Annotated in this window: 20 protein-coding genes; 14 read left to right on the top strand and 6 right to left on the bottom strand. The window is 58.2% G+C overall.

Annotated elements, in window-relative coordinates; genetic code table 11:
- From trpD to trpA, 5 genes are read left to right on the top strand one after another with little or no spacing between them, the layout of a single operon-like run.
- Complete coding sequence (gene trpD / locus SO058_RS10305; protein WP_320842914.1) at positions 1-1,017, top strand: anthranilate phosphoribosyltransferase; 1,017 nt, start codon at positions 1-3, stop codon at positions 1,015-1,017.
- A complete protein-coding gene (gene trpC, locus SO058_RS10300) occupies positions 1,014-1,796 on the top strand; it encodes an indole-3-glycerol phosphate synthase TrpC (protein ID WP_320842913.1) in 783 nt (260 codons plus the stop codon). Before trpD ends, trpC begins: the two co-directional genes overlap by 4 nt.
- The gene (locus SO058_RS10295) at positions 1,793-2,404 is read left to right on the top strand and encodes a phosphoribosylanthranilate isomerase (protein WP_320842912.1); all 612 of its coding nucleotides are present in this window, start codon (positions 1,793-1,795) and stop codon (positions 2,402-2,404) included. Before trpC ends, SO058_RS10295 begins: the two co-directional genes overlap by 4 nt.
- Positions 2,401-3,585, top strand: a complete 1,185-nt coding sequence (gene trpB / locus SO058_RS10290; protein WP_320842911.1) for a tryptophan synthase subunit beta — start codon at positions 2,401-2,403, stop codon at positions 3,583-3,585. The genes SO058_RS10295 and trpB overlap by 4 nt, the downstream gene beginning before the upstream one ends.
- Entirely contained in the window at positions 3,578-4,348 is a 771-nt protein-coding gene (gene trpA, locus SO058_RS10285; protein ID WP_320842910.1) for a tryptophan synthase subunit alpha, read from the top strand. The genes trpB and trpA overlap by 8 nt, the downstream gene beginning before the upstream one ends.
- A 45-nt stretch (positions 4,349-4,393) precedes the next feature.
- Here the strand turns inward: trpA and SO058_RS10280 are convergent, their stop codons facing one another.
- Positions 4,394-5,071 (bottom strand): TIGR00266 family protein, encoded by a 678-nt coding sequence (locus tag SO058_RS10280; protein WP_320842909.1) that lies wholly within the window; start codon positions 5,069-5,071, stop codon positions 4,394-4,396.
- 148 nt (positions 5,072-5,219) lie between these two features.
- Between SO058_RS10280 and SO058_RS10275 the strand changes: the two genes are divergently transcribed.
- Positions 5,220-5,741, top strand: coding sequence for a GerMN domain-containing protein (locus SO058_RS10275; RefSeq protein ID WP_320842908.1), 522 nt, complete (start codon positions 5,220-5,222; stop codon positions 5,739-5,741).
- Between the two features lie 114 nt (positions 5,742-5,855).
- Here SO058_RS10275 and thiE read toward each other — a convergent pair whose 3' ends face one another.
- The 4 genes from thiE to SO058_RS10255 are packed head-to-tail and all read right to left on the bottom strand — an operon-like array spanning position 5,856 to position 8,240.
- Positions 5,856-6,491 carry a thiamine phosphate synthase gene (gene thiE, locus SO058_RS10270; RefSeq protein WP_320842907.1) on the bottom strand — a complete coding sequence of 212 codons (636 nt, stop codon included), beginning with the start codon at positions 6,489-6,491 and terminating at the stop codon, positions 5,856-5,858.
- 11 nt (positions 6,492-6,502) lie between these two features.
- Complete coding sequence (locus tag SO058_RS10265; protein ID WP_320842906.1) at positions 6,503-7,222, bottom strand: nitrilase-related carbon-nitrogen hydrolase; 720 nt, start codon at positions 7,220-7,222, stop codon at positions 6,503-6,505.
- Positions 7,223-7,693 carry a YbaK/EbsC family protein gene (locus tag SO058_RS10260; RefSeq protein WP_320842905.1) on the bottom strand — a complete coding sequence of 157 codons (471 nt, stop codon included), beginning with the start codon at positions 7,691-7,693 and terminating at the stop codon, positions 7,223-7,225.
- A 31-nt stretch (positions 7,694-7,724) separates the two neighbouring features.
- Positions 7,725-8,240 carry a DUF1836 domain-containing protein gene (locus SO058_RS10255; RefSeq protein ID WP_320842904.1) on the bottom strand — a complete coding sequence of 172 codons (516 nt, stop codon included), beginning with the start codon at positions 8,238-8,240 and terminating at the stop codon, positions 7,725-7,727.
- A gap of 116 nt (positions 8,241-8,356) precedes the next feature.
- Here SO058_RS10255 and SO058_RS10250 point away from each other — a divergent pair, with 116 nt between their 5' ends.
- The 6 genes from SO058_RS10250 to SO058_RS10225 all read left to right on the top strand — a co-directional run bounded on the left by SO058_RS10250 (position 8,357) and on the right by SO058_RS10225 (position 13,747).
- Complete coding sequence (locus SO058_RS10250) at positions 8,357-9,589, top strand: polysaccharide deacetylase family protein (RefSeq protein ID WP_320842903.1); 1,233 nt, start codon at positions 8,357-8,359, stop codon at positions 9,587-9,589.
- Positions 9,590-9,748: 159 nt separating this feature from the next.
- Complete coding sequence (gene trhA / locus SO058_RS10245) at positions 9,749-10,402, top strand: PAQR family membrane homeostasis protein TrhA (protein ID WP_320842902.1); 654 nt, start codon at positions 9,749-9,751, stop codon at positions 10,400-10,402.
- Between the two features lie 306 nt (positions 10,403-10,708).
- Positions 10,709-11,305, top strand: a complete 597-nt coding sequence (locus SO058_RS10240; protein WP_320842901.1) for a hypothetical protein — start codon at positions 10,709-10,711, stop codon at positions 11,303-11,305.
- A 127-nt stretch (positions 11,306-11,432) separates the two neighbouring features.
- Positions 11,433-11,816: a Fur family transcriptional regulator gene (locus tag SO058_RS10235; protein WP_320842900.1), complete on the top strand. Its 384-nt coding sequence runs from the start codon at positions 11,433-11,435 to the stop codon at positions 11,814-11,816.
- 59 nt (positions 11,817-11,875) lie between these two features.
- Positions 11,876-12,415, top strand: coding sequence for a rubrerythrin (gene rbr / locus SO058_RS10230; protein WP_320842899.1), 540 nt, complete (start codon positions 11,876-11,878; stop codon positions 12,413-12,415).
- A 147-nt stretch (positions 12,416-12,562) separates the two neighbouring features.
- On the top strand, positions 12,563-13,747 hold the full coding sequence (locus SO058_RS10225; protein ID WP_320842898.1) for a pyridoxal phosphate-dependent aminotransferase: 1,185 nt from the start codon (positions 12,563-12,565) through the stop codon (positions 13,745-13,747).
- A gap of 408 nt (positions 13,748-14,155) precedes the next feature.
- Here SO058_RS10225 and SO058_RS10220 read toward each other — a convergent pair whose 3' ends face one another.
- On the bottom strand, positions 14,156-14,323 hold the full coding sequence (locus SO058_RS10220) for a hypothetical protein (RefSeq protein ID WP_320842897.1): 168 nt from the start codon (positions 14,321-14,323) through the stop codon (positions 14,156-14,158).
- Positions 14,324-14,438: 115 nt separating this feature from the next.
- On the opposite strand from SO058_RS10220, the gene SO058_RS10215 reads away from it, so the two are divergent.
- Together SO058_RS10215 and SO058_RS10210 are read left to right on the top strand one after the other, a co-directional pair.
- Positions 14,439-15,359, top strand: a complete 921-nt coding sequence (locus tag SO058_RS10215) for a DMT family transporter (protein WP_320842896.1) — start codon at positions 14,439-14,441, stop codon at positions 15,357-15,359.
- Positions 15,360-15,395: 36 nt separating this feature from the next.
- A complete protein-coding gene (locus SO058_RS10210; RefSeq protein WP_320842895.1) occupies positions 15,396-16,769 on the top strand; it encodes an MBOAT family O-acyltransferase in 1,374 nt (457 codons plus the stop codon).
- Positions 16,770-16,810: the final 41 nt, after the last annotated feature.

Below are 16,810 nucleotides of genomic sequence, written 5' to 3'. Positions count from 1 at the left end.
ATGATGCATACAGCGATACACGAGGCCATTAATGGCCGCGATCTGGATTATCAGACCGCCCGCGCGGCCATGGAACAGATGATGGAGGGCACGGCGAGCGAGGTTGAAATGGCGACGCTTTTGACCGCCCTCCGCATGAAAGGCGAGACCATCACCGAGATCACGGCCTGCGCCGAGGTCATGCGCGAAAAAGGCGCGCACATCGAGCCCAGGGGCGCGGTGATGGACATTGTCGGCACAGGCGGGGACGAGGTCGGTTCGTTCAATATTTCTACGACCGCGGCATTCGTCGCGGCGGCAGGCGGCGTGCCGGTCGCCAAGCACGGCAACCGTTCGGTGTCCTCCAAGTCGGGCGCGGCGGACGTGCTGGAGGAACTGGGCGTTGTGCTGAACCTGACCCCAGAACAAAATGAGATTGTGCTGCGCGACACCGGCATCTGCTTTCTGTTCGCGCAGGGATACCATAAGTCGATGAAAAATGTTGCGCCTGTGCGCAAGGGCATGGGCGAACGCACGCTGTTCAACATGCTTGGCCCGCTGTCCAACCCGGCACGGGCGACCATGCAGCTTTTGGGCGTGTATGATCCAAAGCTTGTCAGGCCGATGGCGCAGGTGCTCGCAAACCTCGGCGTGACGCGCGGCATGGTGGTCTGTGGAGGCGGCATGGACGAGGCCAGCCTTTCCGGAACCAACAAAGCTTGCGAAATCCGGTTTGGCAAGCTGCACGAATATGAATTTACCGCCGCGGATATCGGTCTCTCGCCCTGCACGGTGGACGACCTGCGCGGCGGCAGCCCGGCGGAAAACGCGCAGATCACGCGCGATGTGCTGGTGGGCAGAGAGCAGGGAGCCAAGCGGGATATCATTCTGCTGAACGCGGGTCTGGCGCTCTATCTCGGCATCGACGGCTATGAACTCTCGGACGGTATCGCGCGCGCGGCCGAGCTGATCGACAGCGGCGCGGCTTATGAAAAACTCACGCAGTTTATCCGGGCGACGCAGGAGGTGTCCCAATGATTTTGGACGATCTGGCAAACTATGCGCGGGAGCGCGTCGCGGTGGCCAAGGAAAAGGAACCGCTGGCAGCGCTCCGGACAAGAGCGGAGGCTTTGCCGCGCGGCGATTTCCGGTTTGAGAAAGCGCTCGCGGGTAAGCGGCTTTCATTTATTTGCGAGGTCAAAAAAGCTTCGCCCTCCAAGGGGATCATCGACCCGCACTGCGACTACCTTGCTGCGGCTATGCAGTATGAGGAGGCGGGCGCGGACTGTATTTCTGTGCTGACCGAGCCAAAATGGTTTCTCGGTTCGGATGAGATTTTTCGCGCAATTCGCCTGATGGTTGATGTGCCCATGCTGCGTAAGGATTTCACGGTCGACCCGTATCAGATTTACGAAGCCAAAACGATGGGCGCGGACGCGGTGCTGCTGATCTGCGCGCTGCTGGATACGGAAAAGCTCAAAGAATTCCTCGCCATTTGCGAAACGCTCGGTCTGTCCGCGCTGGTCGAAGCGCACGACGCAGGCGAGATTGGCTCGGCGGTCGAAGCGGGCGCGCGGTTGATCGGAGTGAACAACCGGAACCTGAAGGATTTTTCGGTCGATTTATCAAACGCGGCGCGGCTGCGGGCAAACGCGCCCGCGGGCACGGTTTTCGTCGCGGAGAGCGGCGTGTCTTCTCCAGAGGACGTAAAAGCGCTGCGGGCCGCGGGCGCGGACGCGGTGCTGGTCGGGGAGTATTTGATGCGGTCGCACGATAAAGAAGCAGCGCTTGCAAAACTGCGGGAGGCGGCGGGATGAAGCTGAAATTCTGCGGCTTGACGCGGGAGGAGGACATAGCCGCCGCGAATGAAACGCTGCCCGATTATATCGGATTCGTGTTCGCGGAGAGCCGCCGCCGCGTGTCTGACCGGGAGGCGGCGCGGCTGCGGGCGCGGCTCGTCCCCCAAATTCAAACGGTCGGCGTGTTTGTGAACGATGATCCTGCGCATATTGCCGCGCTCACGCGGGACGGCATCATTCAGATGATCCAGCTGCACGGCGACGAGGATGCAGCCTATATCACGCGTCTGCGAGTGCTGACGGACGCGCCCATCGGCAAGGCGGCGCGCGTGCGCACCAGAGCCGATATCGAGCGGGCGGAAGCACTGCCCGCGGACTTTCTGCTGCTCGACGCCTGTGCCGGACGCGCTTACGGCGGCAGCGGCCGGCAGTTCGATTGGTCGCTGATCGGCAAGGTCGGCAAGCCGTTTTTTCTCGCGGGAGGCATAAACGAGGACAATATCGGACGGGCGCTTCAGACAGGCGCATACGCGCTCGATCTATCAAGCGGCATCGAAACGGATGGGGTCAAGGATCCTGTCAAAATGCGCCGCATTGCAGAACTGGTAAGGAGAGACAACAAATGAGTAAAGGACGCTTTGGCGTGCACGGCGGACAATACATGCCCGAAACGCTGATGAACGCGGTCATTGAGCTGGAACAGGCCTATGACCGGTATAAAAACGACCCGGATTTCAACCGGGAACTGGCAGAGCTGCTGGATGAATACGCGGGACGCCCCTCGCGCCTATATTACGCAGCGCATATGACCGCCGATCTCGGCGGCGCGAAAATTTATTTCAAGCGCGAGGATCTCAACCACACAGGCTCACACAAGATCAACAACGTGCTCGGACAGGTGCTGCTGGCCAAAAAAATGGGAAAGACGCGCGTCATCGCGGAGACCGGCGCGGGGCAGCACGGTGTGGCGACGGCGACGGCGGCCGCGCTGATGGGGCTTTCGTGCGAGGTGTTTATGGGACGCGAGGACACGGTGCGGCAGGCGCTCAACGTATACCGCATGAAGCTGCTGGGCGCCGAGGTGCATCCGGTGGACAGCGGCACGGGCACGCTCAAGGATGCGGTCTCGGAAACCATGCGCGAGTGGACTTCGCGCATCGAAGACACGCATTATGTGCTTGGTTCGTGCATGGGGCCGCATCCGTTCCCAACGATCGTGCGCGATTTCCAGTCGGTCATCTCGAGGGAGATCAAGGAGCAGTGTATGGAAAAGGAGGGGCGGCTGCCCGACGTGGTCATGGCCTGCGTGGGCGGCGGCTCCAACGCCATCGGCGCGTTTTACAACTTTATCGGGGATAAGAGGGTGCGGCTGATCGGCTGTGAGGCTGCGGGCCGCGGCGTTCACACTGCGGAGACCGCCGCGACCATTGCGACCGGGCGGCTCGGCATCTTCCATGGGATGAAAAGCTATTTCTGCCAGGATGAGTACGGCCAGATCGCGCCGGTTTACTCAATTTCGGCGGGCCTCGATTATCCCGGCATCGGCCCTGAGCACGCGCACCTGCACGACATCGGCCGCGCGGAATATGTGGCCGTCACGGATGACGAGGCGGTGGAGGCGTTCGAGTACCTCAGCCGCACCGAAGGCATTATTCCGGCGATCGAATCGGCACATGCGGTCGCGCACGCCATGAAGCTCGCTCCGCAGATGGGAAAAGACCAGATCATTGTGATCAATATTTCGGGCCGCGGCGATAAGGACTGTGCAGCGATCGCGCGCTACCGGGGGGAGGAAATCCATGAGTAACATCCAGCAAGCCTTTGCGAACGGCAAAGCGTTCATCCCGTTCATCACCTGCGGCGACCCGTCGCTCGACGTGACAGAACAGCTCGTCTATGCCATGGCGGATGCGGGAGCCGACCTGATCGAACTGGGCATCCCGTTTTCCGACCCGACCGCCGAAGGGCCGGTCATACAAGCGGCGAACGTGCGCGCGCTCGCAGGCGGCGCAACGACCGACAGGATTTTCGATATGGTACGCCGCATCCGAAAGAATACCGACATTCCAATGGTGTTTATGACCTATGTGAACGTTATATTTTCCTACGGCGCGGAAAAGTTTATTTCGACCGCGGCGGAGATTGGCATGGACGGCCTGATCCTGCCCGACCTGCCCTTCGAGGAAAAAGGCGAATTTGATCCGCTGTGCAAGGCGCATGGGTTGGATCTGATTTCGCTGATCGCGCCGACCTCACACGAACGCATTGCAATGATCGCCCGTGAGGCGAGCGGGTTCGTCTACTGCGTGTCCTCGCTCGGCGTGACCGGCGTGCGCTCCAGCATCACCACCGATATCGGCGCGATGGTTGGGCTGGTGCGGCAGTCGACCGATATCCCGTGCGCGGTCGGCTTCGGCATTTCGACCCCGGAGCAGGCGGCAGAAATGGCGGCTGTTTCGGACGGCGCGATCGTCGGTTCGGCGATTGTTAAGCTGTGCGGGGAATATGGCGCGGACTGCGTACCGCAGGTAGCCGCATATGTGCGGCGCATGAAAGACGCGCTGCGGTAAAAAAAGAAAAGCCCCCGCCGTTTGGCGGGAGCTTTTTTCGTAGGATCAGCCGTTTCCTGTGGGAATGTAGGGACGGATGGCGCCGGCAACGCCGGAGATCGGCATGGTCTGAAGCCATATCTTGCCCGGGCCGGTGAGCACGGTGTTGAACAGGCCCTCGCCGCCGAGCAGTTTGTTTTTGATGCCGGGCACCTGCTGAATATCAATCTGTACGCCGGTTTCAAAGCCTGCGACGTTGCCGGTGTCAACGATCAGCTTTTGCCCGGCGGAAAGCTCGTATTCGACCAGCTCACCGTCGATCTCCGCAAACGCCGTGCCCGAACCGGAAAGGCGCTGCATGATAAAGCCCTCGCCGCCGAAAACGCCCGCGCCCAGCTTTTTATTGAAATGGATGGAAAGCTCAATGCCGGACTCGGACGCGAGGAACGCGTTTTTCTGCAGGATCATTTCGTGCCCGGGTGTGATCTGCAGCGGCAGGATCTTGCCGGGAAAGCTCGAACCGAACGCGATAAAGCCCGCGCCATGCGCGGTGTAAATATTTTGGAACATGCTTTCGCCTGAAAGCGCCTTGGAGAACATCTTGCCGATGCCGCCGCCGGTCGTGGTCATTTCCATGTTGGGCGACATCCAGACCATCGACCCTTTTTCAGTGATCATGCTTTCCCCATCCGCCAGCTGGCAGACGACGACCGGGAACACACCGCCTTTGATTTCATAGTTCATAAAAGCCCTCCGTCCATATGTAGGTGTTACGACTGTACACTGGTATCTTATCGCGTGCAGGGTGCGGATGTCAAGCAGAGTCGGGAACAACACTTGTATCAAACCCGTCAGATATGGTAGAATAGGGTAGCAAAAGGAGGCGTCTGCCATGAATAAACGCATTTGGATCATTCTTGTTGCCATACTGCTGGCCATAGCTGCCTGTGTTGGCGTGTATTTTGCGACCCGCCCGTCTGAGCCGGACACACCGCCCGAGCCGAACCCGCCGGTCACCGAGCCACAGCCAGGGCAGGAGGAACCGCAGCCGGTCGTCGTTTACGTGCCTGACGAACAGGGCGAAACGCTCACGCCAGTCGGTGCGCAGGCAAAGGACGATTCCGACCAAGCATTGGTCGACGCGCTGATCGAAATGGGCGCGCTGCCGGCAGGCGTCGAGGTGCAGTCGTCGGGCGAGGCCGACGGCGTGCTGACGCTCGATATGAACGCGGTCTACGGCAACGCTGTGCGTTCAAGCGGCACGGCGGGCGAGACCATGCTGGTCTACGCGCTGGTCAACACGTTTGCACAGGCGCGCGGCGTGGACAAGGTGCAGATTAATGTGGACGGGAACCCGCTCGAAAGCGGGCATGAGGTATACGACAGCCCGCTCGAAATGGGTTATACCTCCTGAGAAAGCCAGAGAAAAGAGCCAGCCCTTTTGGGGGCTGGCTCTTTTTGATAGCTTGTGGGAATTGCAAGAATCTGTAAGCATGGCTCTGGCGTCCGACAGTTCCCCTATGTGGGATTACCTCTTTCTCATCGCCAGCACCTGCTCGCGGAGCTGGCGTGCGGCGAGGCACGGTTCGTCCGCTTTCATCACGGCGGATACGACGGCAATGCCCGCAATAGGGCTGTCGTGCAGCACAGAAAGGTTGTCCGCGTTCAGCCCGCCGATAGCGACGACCGGGATGGGCACGGCCGCGCAGATTTCGTTCAGCGTCGATACCGGCGTGATCTTGGTCGTTACGTGGGTGGTGGTCGGAAAGATCGCGCCCGTGCCGAGATAGGATGCGCCGTCTTTCCATGCGGCCAAAGCCGCATTAACCGTCTTGGCTGTTGCTCCGACGATCTTGTCCGGACCGAGCAGCCTGCGCACGGCGGCGACCGGCAGATCGTCCGCGCCGACATGCACGCCCGCCGCGCCGCACGCCAGCGCGACGTCGACGCGGTCGTCGATGAGGAGCGGCACGCCGTGGCGGTCGGTCACAGCCTTGACGCGCTGCGCAAGCTCCAGATACGCGCGGCCGCCTGCATCTTTCTCGCGCAGCTGGACGAGCGTCGCACCGCCTTCGCACGCGCCAGCGACCGTGTCCAGAAGACTGTCCGCCGTGTGGTAGGTGCTGTCGGTGATGACATATAGGGTGGGGTCGAATTGCATCATAATTTCCTCTTTCAAAGCTTGATGGTGAGTAGCGTTCCATCCCGTCCAAGGTCGCCCAGCGTTTCGCCTGTGGGCGAAAAGGCAGCCGAGCAGCCTGTGAACAGGCCGGGGGTGTTCTGCGTGACGCCGAAAACCGGGATGCGGTTTTCAATGGCGCGCGCGGCGAGCAGGGTACGCCATTGCAGCGCTTTGTGCGGCCCGTCGAACCAGGCGGCTGGAACATATAAAAGCGCCGCGCCGTCTAACGCTTGCAGGCGGGCGTCTTCGGGGAAACGCAGTTCGTAGCAGGTCAGTATGCCGAGCTTTCCAGCCGGGGTCTCGACCGGCGCAAACGGTTGTTCTCCCGCGCGGCATGCGTCCGATTCGCGGATCACACCCTTGTCAAACAGGCGACGCTTGCGGTACTGCGCGCAGAGCGTTCCGGTATCGTCGAACAGTACAACGGTGTTATAAGGGAGACCTGCGTCCGCGCGCTCGAACAGCCCCGCAGCGAGCCAGACGCCATGCTGCTGCGCGAGCTGAGAAAGCGCGGCAGCAAAGGGGCCGTCGAGCGGCTCTGCGGCGGCAGAAAACCGCGCTTTTTGGCCGGAAACGGCATAAAACATGCTGTATTCCGGCAGCAGCAGCATGCGCGCGCCACTTTGCGCGGCCTTTTGCACGAGCCGCGCGATCACGGCAAGATTTTGCGTATTATCCGCGGCGGCGGCAAACTGTGCGATCGAGATAAGCATTTATTCCCAGCCCTTGCATACGTCGACCCAGCCGGCAAAACCCGAAAAACGCTCCAGCTCCCCGATCGTCAGCTCGATGGCGGAGTTGGACGTGCCGCAGGCGGGGAACACGGTCTCATAGCGGCGCAGCGACTGATCGAGATAGACGGTCACACCCTCGTTCACGCCAAATGGGCAGACCCCGCCGACGGCGTGGCCGATCTGGGATTCGACCTCAGCGGCAGGCAGCATTTTGGCCTTGCAGGCAAAGCGCGCCTTATATTTCTGATTATCCACCTTGGCGTCGCCCGCGGCAACGATCAGGATGGGGCCGCCCTCAGTCTGGAACGAGAGCGTTTTGGCAATGCGGGCGGGCTCGCACCCGGCGGCTTCGGCGGCGAGCTCGACGGTCGCGGACGAAACGGAAAATTCAAGGATCCGGCTTTCCGCGCCAAACGCGGCCAGATGCTTTTTTGCTTTTTCCAAAGACATAGCGGGTTCCCTCCAAAACAGTGGCGAAATATCAGGGCTGCGCGTGGTCGATGAGCTGTTCGCAAAGGCGGCGCATATAGGTCGAGATCGCGGAGAGCGCGAGGCAGATGGACAGCCGCGCGTCAGGATCGCCCGCCGGGTCATCCGGCAGGTGCTCGAGCAGCAGCGGCGGGATCAGCTCGCGTGTGCGCGCCTTGGCAAACAGAAGCCGTCCGTAACAAGCTTCAAAATCCACATCGCTGCGCCCGGTAAGCGCTTTTACATCGCTGAGCGGCAGCGCTTGCTTGAGATGGTAGACGCACAGCAGCTGCATGATCTGCTGGCGCGTGTATTTTTTACCCTTGGCGGGCGTGAGCAGGCCTTCTTTGACATAATTGTGCACCATGGTTTTGGTCAAGAGCTTGTCCTCGGGCGCGCGCTTTTCATCCGAAAAGCCGTCCTCAAACAGCGCGAGCACCTGATCCATATAAAGGTCGAGCCGTGGCACGTCGCCGGGGGCGATGTCCCGGTCGGAAAACACTTCGTCGATCAAAGCCTTGAGGGGCATAACGTTCACCTCGTTTCTTACACATTATACCCTATCGGCCGGACAGGCGCAAGCGGGTGGACAGAAAGGGCAAACGGTGTTATACTGTAAAGCAATGAAAAGGGGACAGATTTTCAATGAGATGTAAACTGCGAAAAATAATCTGCGCGGTGCTGTGCTGTGGGGTGATGGCCGCCTCCTGCGCCGCACAGGCGGCAGGCGGCAAGGTGCCCGTGCTGATGTACCATGACCTGACCGACGATGCGGCGGCGACGAACAGCATGACGATCACCGCTGAGCGTTTCCGCTGGGACATGGAGTTTTTACAGCAGTTTGGATACACCGCGCTGCTGCCTGCCGACCTGATCGATATCCAGAGCGGCGCCCGGGAGATGCCGGACAAGCCGGTGATGATTACCTTTGATGACGGCTATCGCTCGAACTACGATTACGCCTACCCGACGCTGCAGCAGACCGGCATGAAGGCGGTGATCTCGGTCGTCGCCTACAATATGCAGCCAAGCTCTTTCGCGTCGGACGATCGTCACTCACTCACATGGGACGAGATCTATGAAATGGCGAACAGCGGCATTATAGAGATCGGCTCGCATACCTATAACCTGCATAACCCGCAATACGGCGGCAACGGTGCCCCCGACGGCGTCAACGGCGTGATGCGTCTGCGGGGCGAAACGCAGAGCGCGTACAATGCCCGCGTCGGCGCAGATCTGACTAACGCGCTGACGATGATCCGGCAGTATACAGGGCAGCAGACGGTGAATTATTTCTCCTATCCGTTCGGCGCTTACGACGCATGGATGGAGCAGCTTTTAAATCAGAACGGCGTGCGCGTCAGTACGCTGACCAACGGCGCGGTGGCCGATATCTCAAACGGCCTGCACCGCCTGCCGCGCTACCGGATCATGATGGACAACCCGGTGTCGTCTCTGCTGCGGCAGAGCGAACGTGCGGCGCCTGCACTCGCGCGCGTTTCAGTGAACGGCGCGGAGGCCAGCTTGCCGGCCTATAATATTAACGGCAACAACTATGTGCGCGTGCGCGACGTGGCGAAGCTGCTTGCTGGCACGACGAGCGAATTTTCGGTCAATTGGAATTCCGAGGCGGGACGGGTCGAGCTGATTTCGTTCTCCGCCTATACTCCGCGCGGCAATGAGCTTGCACCGCTCCCGGCGGGCAGCAAGCAGGTGCAGTCGGTCACCGAACCAACCGTGGCCGATTATCAGGCCAGCATGGTCGCGGCGTTCAACATCGACGGCAGCACCTTTTATAAACTGCGCAGTCTGGGCGACCTCTGCGGCTTCCGCGTGGACTGGGACCCGTCATCGCAGACCGTGCAGGTCACGGCATAAGCATTTTCTGCACCCGCCTTTAAGGCGGGTGTATTTTTTTGTAAACTTGGCAACAATAAATTTACAAATTCCCTCTTGCAATATATGGGGAATGTAGTATGATAGATGATATAAAGTAGTTTTGAAAACCACTTCTGATGATCTGAGGAGGAAATCGATATGCCCCGCGCGTTTTTGAAAGCCCGAGAGCCGTTTTCCAGTTATTCGCACTTTGTCGGTGCAGTGCTGTCCGGCATTGGCCTGCTGCTCATGCTGGTGCGTCTGCTGTGCGACAGCACGGTATCTGGCCAGATGGCCGCGGCGGCCGTTGTGTTCTGCCTGTCGCTGATCGCGCTGTATTCCGCCAGCAGCGTGTATCATTTTTCCGGCAGGGGGGACGCCATCGTAAAGCGGCTGAAAAAGCTGGATCACAGCATGATCTATGTGCTCATCGCGGGCAGCTACACGCCGATTATCCTGCGCTTTATGCAGCACCCGCGCGCATATGTGTTCATTGGCGTTATCTGGGTGATCGCGTTGGCAGGTATTGCGATCAAGCTGCTCTGGATCGACGCGCCGCGTTTTCTCGGCACGGTCTTATACCTGCTGCTGGGCTGGGCGATTGTGGCGGATTTCAACGTGGTGCTGTCGATGCCCACGCCGGCAATCGCGCTTTTGGCGGCGGGCGGCGTGGCCTATACGCTGGGCGGCATCATCTATATTGCAAAAAGACCCAACCTGGGCGCAACACTCGGCTTTCACGAGCTGTTCCATTTATTCGTGATCGCGGGCAGTGTGTGCCATTACCTCATGGTCTTTCTTTATGTAATTTGAACAGGAGCGGCCGCTAGCGTTTGGCGGTCGCTTTCAATTGCCGCCTTGTATTTGGGGCGGCAGAATCCACAAAGGAAGGGCGCATACCGGATAAAAACATCCTATCAGCGTGAGAAAAAACCGCAAGGCAGTGGCAAAGATGCACAATAAAATTTCCATATTTAGGGCATTGGCTGAAAAAGAAAGGACGAACTTACCAAAAGTACCCAAGAGGCATTGAAGAATGTTGGAAAATTGTGATAAAATGAACGAAACATTTTGGGAAATGCCATGTTGGGAACCCTTGGGGAAAAGGAAGTGTTCGTTGTGAGCCAAGCGATACAGATAAAAAATGAATGGGAAATTACGACTGATACGCGTGAGGGGTGGCACCTGTGGCGCACGCTGGACGCGGGCAGCGAAGCTGAATATGTCCTGTCGGCACGGATTTATAATGAGGAAACGAGCTGTGTGATGGCGCGCGCCATGACCGCGCTGCTGGAGGGGATGTCGGCTGCCGTCATTCTGGGGGATGGCGAGGGCGAAGGCCGCTTTGCCAAAACGGTGCTGCGCCGCATGGGCGAAATGTGGCCGGATAGCCGTTTGATTGCCCGCGCAGATGGGGTGGTGCTCGTCGCGATCGCGGACGATAACAGCCACGGCGAAACGATTAGCCAGCTCGCCGAGTTGGCGCGCCATCAGGAAAAGGCGGGCATTCGGTTTGTCGGCTACCGGACGCCCAGGCTGTCCGAGGTACTGTTCGCCAATCTAATGACAGAGAACAGCGGCGCGGATATTGAGCTCAACCTGATCAAGGGAAAAACGCCGATGCTGCGCATCCGTTATAATCCGGAGGCAGTGGACGATCGGGAGCTTTGGTCCCGTCTGCAGGAATGCTGGATGGACGCTACGGCAAATTCATGATAAAAAACCGTCTCCAATGCTGCGGAGACGGTTTTTTTAGTTTTTTTCGGGGAATACTTGACAAGGTAGGGAAAAGAGGGTATAATCTCAATTAATAAAACTTCCTAATTAGAAAGTGGGTGAGATTATGCAGACCCGTAATACTGTCCAGCGTCAGATCGTGCTGCGCGCGGTGCAGAGTATGCACGATCATCCGACCGCGGAAACCGTTTATGAAGCGGTGGCGGGCGAGCATCCCTCGATCAGCAAGGCGACGGTTTACCGCAACCTGAACCAGTTGGCTGCGCAGGGGGTGATTCAGCGCGTGCCGATTCCGAACAGCGCGGATCGTTTTGATTTTAACCTGGAGCAGCACTATCATGTTCGTTGTACCCACTGCGGCGCGGTATACGATGTGCAGATGCCATATCTCTCCGATTTGATCGACCAGGTCGAGGACGCTTCGGGCGTGTTGGTCGAGCGGTATGAGATTCTATTTGAGGGCGTGTGCGCGGCGTGCCGCGGCAAGTAACCTGTCAACCAGACGGCCGACGCCGTCTTTGAAATTCTATTTTGTGAGGAGAATGTATTATGGCAAATTTAAAGGGCAGCAAGACCGAAGCAAACCTCCAGACCGCGTTCGCAGGCGAATCCATGGCCCGCAATAAGTACACGTATTTTGCATCCAAGGCGCGTAAGGATGGCTACGTCCAGATCGCCAACATTTTTGAGGAGACCGCTGCAAACGAAAAAGAGCACGCCAAAATCTGGTTTAAACTGCTCAACGGCGGGATCGACGACACGGCGACCAACCTGAAGGCGGCTGCCGAGGGCGAGAACTACGAGTGGACCGATATGTACGCGACCTTTGCCAAGGAAGCGCATGAGGAAGGCTTTGAGGACATTGCGTTCCTGTTTGAGCAGGTCGCCGAGATTGAGAAGGAGCACGAGGCGCGCTACCTTAAGCTGCTCTCGAATGTGGAGAACAAGCTGGTCTTCTCCAAGGACGGCGACGCGGTCTGGCAGTGCTCGAACTGCGGTCATATCGTGGTTGGCAAGCAGGCTCCTGAGGTTTGCCCGGTTTGCGCGCATCCGCAGGCATATTTCCAGGTAAAGGCTGAAAACTACTAAAAACTTCTCTGCTTCGGCAGCATTCAGCACAAAATGAGAAAAAATGAACCCGCTGTCGCTTTTGCGACAGCGGGTTTTCTGCTGCCGTGGTTGCGAAGCGCTTTGCCGGTGTGCTATAATAAACAAATCGATGGGAGGTTTTACAATATGCTGTCAGAAAGCATGGCGGCGCTGGGCAAACGGCGCTCGACCATCCGGGAATTGTTTGAATATGGAAACCGCCGCGCGGCTGAGGTTGGGCGGGAAAATGTTTTCGATTTTTCGATTGGCAATCCGAACGTGCCTGCGCCGGACGCGGTGCGGCAGGCGCTGCTCGAGCTAGTGGACGAGGATCCGGTGCGACTGCATGGATACACCTCCGCGCAGGGAGACGCGGCTGCGCGCGCCGCGCTGGCCGATTCGCTGAACCGGCGTTTTGGCACGCGGTATACGGCGGACTGCCTATATCTGACGGCTGGCGCGGCGGCCGCACTGTCGGCTGTGTTCAAGGCGCTGAGCTGTCCGGGCGATGAATTTGTGCTGTTCGCGCCGTATTTTCCGGAATACCGCTGTTTTATCGAGAGCGGGGCGGGGGCAAAATGCGTGGTCGTGCCGCCGCGCATCGAGGATTTCCAGATTGATTTTGACGCGCTCGAGGCGCGCTTGACCGTACACACCAAGGCGGTCGTGATCAATTCGCCAAACAATCCGTCGGGCGCGGTATACTCTGAGGGCACGTTGCGTGCGCTCGCCGCGATGCTCGAACAAAAGAGCAAGACGTTCGGCCATCCGATCTATCTGGTTTCTGACGAGCCCTACCGGGAGATCGTCTATGACGGCTTAACAGTACCGTTTGTGCCGCATTTTTATCAGGACACTATCGTTTGCTATTCCTATTCCAAATCGCTCTCGCTGCCCGGTGAGCGCATTGGGTATATTTTGGTGCCGTCGGAAGCGACTGACAGCGCCGACCTATATGCAGCGGTCTGCGGCGCGGGACGAGTGCTCGGCTATGTGTGCGCACCCAGCCTGTTCCAACAGGTGGCGGCCAAATGCGCCGGACAGACGGCCGACCTCAGCGTTTATGCGGAGAATCGCAGGCTGCTCTATGATGGCCTGACCGCGATGGGCTACACCTGCGTCAAATCGGACGGGGCGTTCTATCTGTTCCCCCGTACGCTGGAGGCAGACGACACGGCGTTTTCCGAGCGCGCGAAGAAATACGATCTGCTGGTCGTGCCCGGCTCGGATTTCGGTGCGCCCGGGCATATGCGCATCTCATATTGCGTGCAAACCGATACCATCCGCCGCGCGCTGCCGCTGTTTGAAAGATTGGCGGCAGAATATCGATGAAACGCTGTGCATAATATCCATATTGAGATGTTTATATATGTACAAAGTGTAAATGAGCGATGTTGAATATGCACAAAATAATCTGATGTATATTGTGACAGATTCATAAAACCTGCCGCTTGCTATCTCCTACTATTCCGTGTATGATAATGACAGAGGCAAAGGAAAGCCTCAAATACGGAAAGGAGATGATAACATGTTTAAGGGTTTCTTTGACGAACTGGTTGCCGCCCGTATGATGGATCTGGACGCGGGCCGTGTCAAGTCGAATGTTTCCAAGAAGGCGCGCCGCGCTGCCAAGTAATGTTGAAATTACGGCAGCCCTGCCTGCCTGAAGGAGTATGGAAATGACAAGTGAATCCAGCATGTGAAAGGCCTTCCGGGAATCGGAAGGCCTTTTGCTGTGTCTCAGCCCGAACGCTTGCGCACCGCATCAGTCTGGTAGCGGAAATAATCGGCGCGTTCGGCATGGGTCGCCGGGCGGACGTGTTTTTTGCCGCAATCCGGGCAGCGGCGGATGCGTTCACTGCCGATAAATGTATAGTGGCAGCCTTTTTGCATGCAGGTATAGATCATATTTATCACCTCTTGCTTGTATCATACCGGATTTACTGTCCCATAAACCTCTCTGTTGCGGGGGGAGAGAAAAAATGATATAATTCGCACAGTGAAATAAAGGGGGAACAGGGAAATGACGGAACGGAAAACCCATCTTGCACGTCAATTATATATCCCGGCGCTTTTGTGCACAGCCTTATGGGGCAGTGCGGCGCCGTGCGTGAAAACCGGATACCGGCTGTTTGCTGTCGCCGCGGGGGACTATTATGCACAGCTCGTTTTTGCGGGCTGGCGGTTTCTGCTCGCAGGCCTGCTGGTGCTGGTTGCCGCACGGATAAAAGGCCGCCGAATCCTGCCGCGGCGGGATGAACTGGTGCCGATCGCAGGGCTCAGTATGTTTCAGACGGTTATCCAGTATATCTGCTACTATATCGGATTGTCGCAGACCACCGGGGTCAAAGGGTCGGTGCTGTCGGGCACGCAGACGTTTTTTTCTGTGCTGCTGGCTCATTTTCTGCTGAAAGACGATAAAATTACCAAAGGAAAAGCCGCCGGGTGTGCACTCGGCTTTGCGGGAGTGCTGGTTTTGAACCTGAACAGCAGCGGGCTGGGAGGCTTTTCATGGGGCGACGCGCTGGTGCTCGTTTCGGCGGTTTCGGCGGGCGCGGGCGCGCTGGTGTCGCGCATTGTCACGCCCGGGCGTGACCCGATGCTGCTTACGGGCTGGCAGCTTGCAGGCGGCGGTGCGCTGTTGCTCATCGGCGCGACGCTGCGGGGCGGCGCTCTTGGCGCGGTCACACCCGGCGGTGTAGCACTGCTCGCCTATATGGTTGTGCTGTCGGCGACCGCATTCACGGTCTGGACGGCGCTTTTAGGCAAGTTCCCGGTCGGCCAGGTTGCGCTGTTCGGCTTCTGCATCCCGATCTTCGGAGCGCTGTTTTCCGCGCTGGTGCTTGGCGAGCAGGTGTTTACGCTGCGCAATCTGGCCGCGCTGGTGCTGGTCAGCGGCGGCATCGCGGCGGCAAACTATACAAAAGCGAGTAAAACCGGATAAATACTGGCATAATAAAGAGAAAAAGGAATCAAAACCATGGTATTCAGTTCGGCAATTTTTCTGTTTTTCTTTCTGCCGGCCATTCTGCTACTGGATCGGTGCATCAAGGGACAGAAAGCGAAAAACGCGCTGCTGCTCACAGCCAGCCTGATTTTCTATGCGTTTGGCCAGCCGGCCTACTTGGCGCTGCTGCTCGTCTCGGTCGGCCTGAATTTCGGCTGTGGATTACTGGCCGCGGGCAGGCGGCGCAAAGTGGGTGTGGCACTGGCGGTCACCGGAAATTTGGCATTGCTCAGCGTATTTAAGTATACGGATTTCGTGCTGGCAACAGTCAATCAGGCATTTGGCCTGTCGCTGCCGCTTTCCGGGATCGCACTGCCGATCGGCATTTCCTTTTTTACCTTTCAGGGGCTTTCCTATGTGATCGACGTTTATCGCGATCGCACGCTGGCGTCGCGTTCGTTTTCCAAGGTGCTGCTCTATATCTCGTTTTTCCCGCAGCTCATCGCGGGCCCGATCGTGAAATATCACGATATCGCGCACGAGATCGATAACCGCACGGCTACGCCCGAGGGTACGGCGCTGGGCATCCGCCGGTTTATCTGCGGCCTTGCGAAGAAGCTGCTGCTTTCCAATGCTGTAGGGCAGATGGCTGACGCGGTGTTTGCGCTCCCGGCGGGCGGGATCGGCGCGTTTGCCGCATGGACAGGCGCAATTTGCTACACCCTGCAGATCTATTTCGATTTTTCCGGCTACAGCGATATGGCGATCGGTCTGGGCAGAATGTTCGGCTTTCATTTCCGGGAAAATTTCAATTATCCCTATACCGCGACCACCATCAAGGAGTTTTGGCGCAAATGGCACATTTCGCTTTCCACGTGGTTTCGCGATTACCTGTATATCCCGTTGGGCGGCAACCGGAAAGGCGCGGCCCGCACTTGGGCAAACCGTTTTCTCGTCTTTTTCCTGACCGGCCTGTGGCACGGCGCGAGCTGGAATTTTGTACTCTGGGGCCTGTGGCACGGGCTGTTTTCCGTGCTCGAGGATTGCGGGGCCATTCCGGCGGACAAGCTGCGCGGTAAATGGTATGGCAGGCTCTACACGATGCTGGTCGTCGTTCTGGGGTTTGTGCTGTTTCGCGCTGACACACTGCCGCAGGCGGGCGCGATGCTGGCGGCAATGTTCACGGGAGGCACGGCATGGCTGGGAACAGCGACTGTCTGTTCATTTTTAACGCCTGCGTTCGTATTTTCACTGATTTTCGCCTTGATTCTCTGTGCTCCCGTGGTCAAAAGGTTTGAAGAAAAATGGGGAAAATGGAGCTTTGCCGGCGCATTGGCGCTGCTTTTGCTGTGTATGCTGAACCTGTCGGCGGGCACGTTCAACCCCTTTATTTATTTCCGGTTCTAGGAGGGACGCAATGAAATACAAATGGTTCAGCGCGGCGTTCC

Origin of the sequence: Agathobaculum sp., assembly GCF_034098985.1 — a bacterium.
GTDB lineage: Bacteria > Bacillota > Clostridia > Oscillospirales > Butyricicoccaceae > Agathobaculum.
Note: the sequence above shows the minus strand (reverse complement) of the source record. Positions and strands in the feature narration are given on the sequence as shown.

Coding starts and splice junctions, on each gene's coding strand:
- trpD (WP_320842914.1), top strand. CDS start 1: ATGATGCATACAGCGATACACGAGGCCATTAATGGCCGCGATCTGGAT.
- trpC (WP_320842913.1), top strand. CDS start 1,014: ATGATTTTGGACGATCTGGCAAACTATGCGCGGGAGCGCGTCGCGGTG.
- SO058_RS10295 (WP_320842912.1), top strand. CDS start 1,793: ATGAAGCTGAAATTCTGCGGCTTGACGCGGGAGGAGGACATAGCCGCC.
- trpB (WP_320842911.1), top strand. CDS start 2,401: ATGAGTAAAGGACGCTTTGGCGTGCACGGCGGACAATACATGCCCGAA.
- trpA (WP_320842910.1), top strand. CDS start 3,578: ATGAGTAACATCCAGCAAGCCTTTGCGAACGGCAAAGCGTTCATCCCG.
- SO058_RS10280 (WP_320842909.1), bottom strand. CDS start 5,071: ATGAACTATGAAATCAAAGGCGGTGTGTTCCCGGTCGTCGTCTGCCAG.
- SO058_RS10275 (WP_320842908.1), top strand. CDS start 5,220: ATGAATAAACGCATTTGGATCATTCTTGTTGCCATACTGCTGGCCATA.
- thiE (WP_320842907.1), bottom strand. CDS start 6,491: ATGATGCAATTCGACCCCACCCTATATGTCATCACCGACAGCACCTAC.
- SO058_RS10265 (WP_320842906.1), bottom strand. CDS start 7,222: ATGCTTATCTCGATCGCACAGTTTGCCGCCGCCGCGGATAATACGCAA.
- SO058_RS10260 (WP_320842905.1), bottom strand. CDS start 7,693: ATGTCTTTGGAAAAAGCAAAAAAGCATCTGGCCGCGTTTGGCGCGGAA.
- SO058_RS10255 (WP_320842904.1), bottom strand. CDS start 8,240: ATGCCCCTCAAGGCTTTGATCGACGAAGTGTTTTCCGACCGGGACATC.
- SO058_RS10250 (WP_320842903.1), top strand. CDS start 8,357: ATGAGATGTAAACTGCGAAAAATAATCTGCGCGGTGCTGTGCTGTGGG.
- trhA (WP_320842902.1), top strand. CDS start 9,749: ATGCCCCGCGCGTTTTTGAAAGCCCGAGAGCCGTTTTCCAGTTATTCG.
- SO058_RS10235 (WP_320842900.1), top strand. CDS start 11,433: ATGCAGACCCGTAATACTGTCCAGCGTCAGATCGTGCTGCGCGCGGTG.
- rbr (WP_320842899.1), top strand. CDS start 11,876: ATGGCAAATTTAAAGGGCAGCAAGACCGAAGCAAACCTCCAGACCGCG.
- SO058_RS10225 (WP_320842898.1), top strand. CDS start 12,563: ATGCTGTCAGAAAGCATGGCGGCGCTGGGCAAACGGCGCTCGACCATC.
- SO058_RS10220 (WP_320842897.1), bottom strand. CDS start 14,323: ATGATCTATACCTGCATGCAAAAAGGCTGCCACTATACATTTATCGGC.
- SO058_RS10215 (WP_320842896.1), top strand. CDS start 14,439: ATGACGGAACGGAAAACCCATCTTGCACGTCAATTATATATCCCGGCG.
- SO058_RS10210 (WP_320842895.1), top strand. CDS start 15,396: ATGGTATTCAGTTCGGCAATTTTTCTGTTTTTCTTTCTGCCGGCCATT.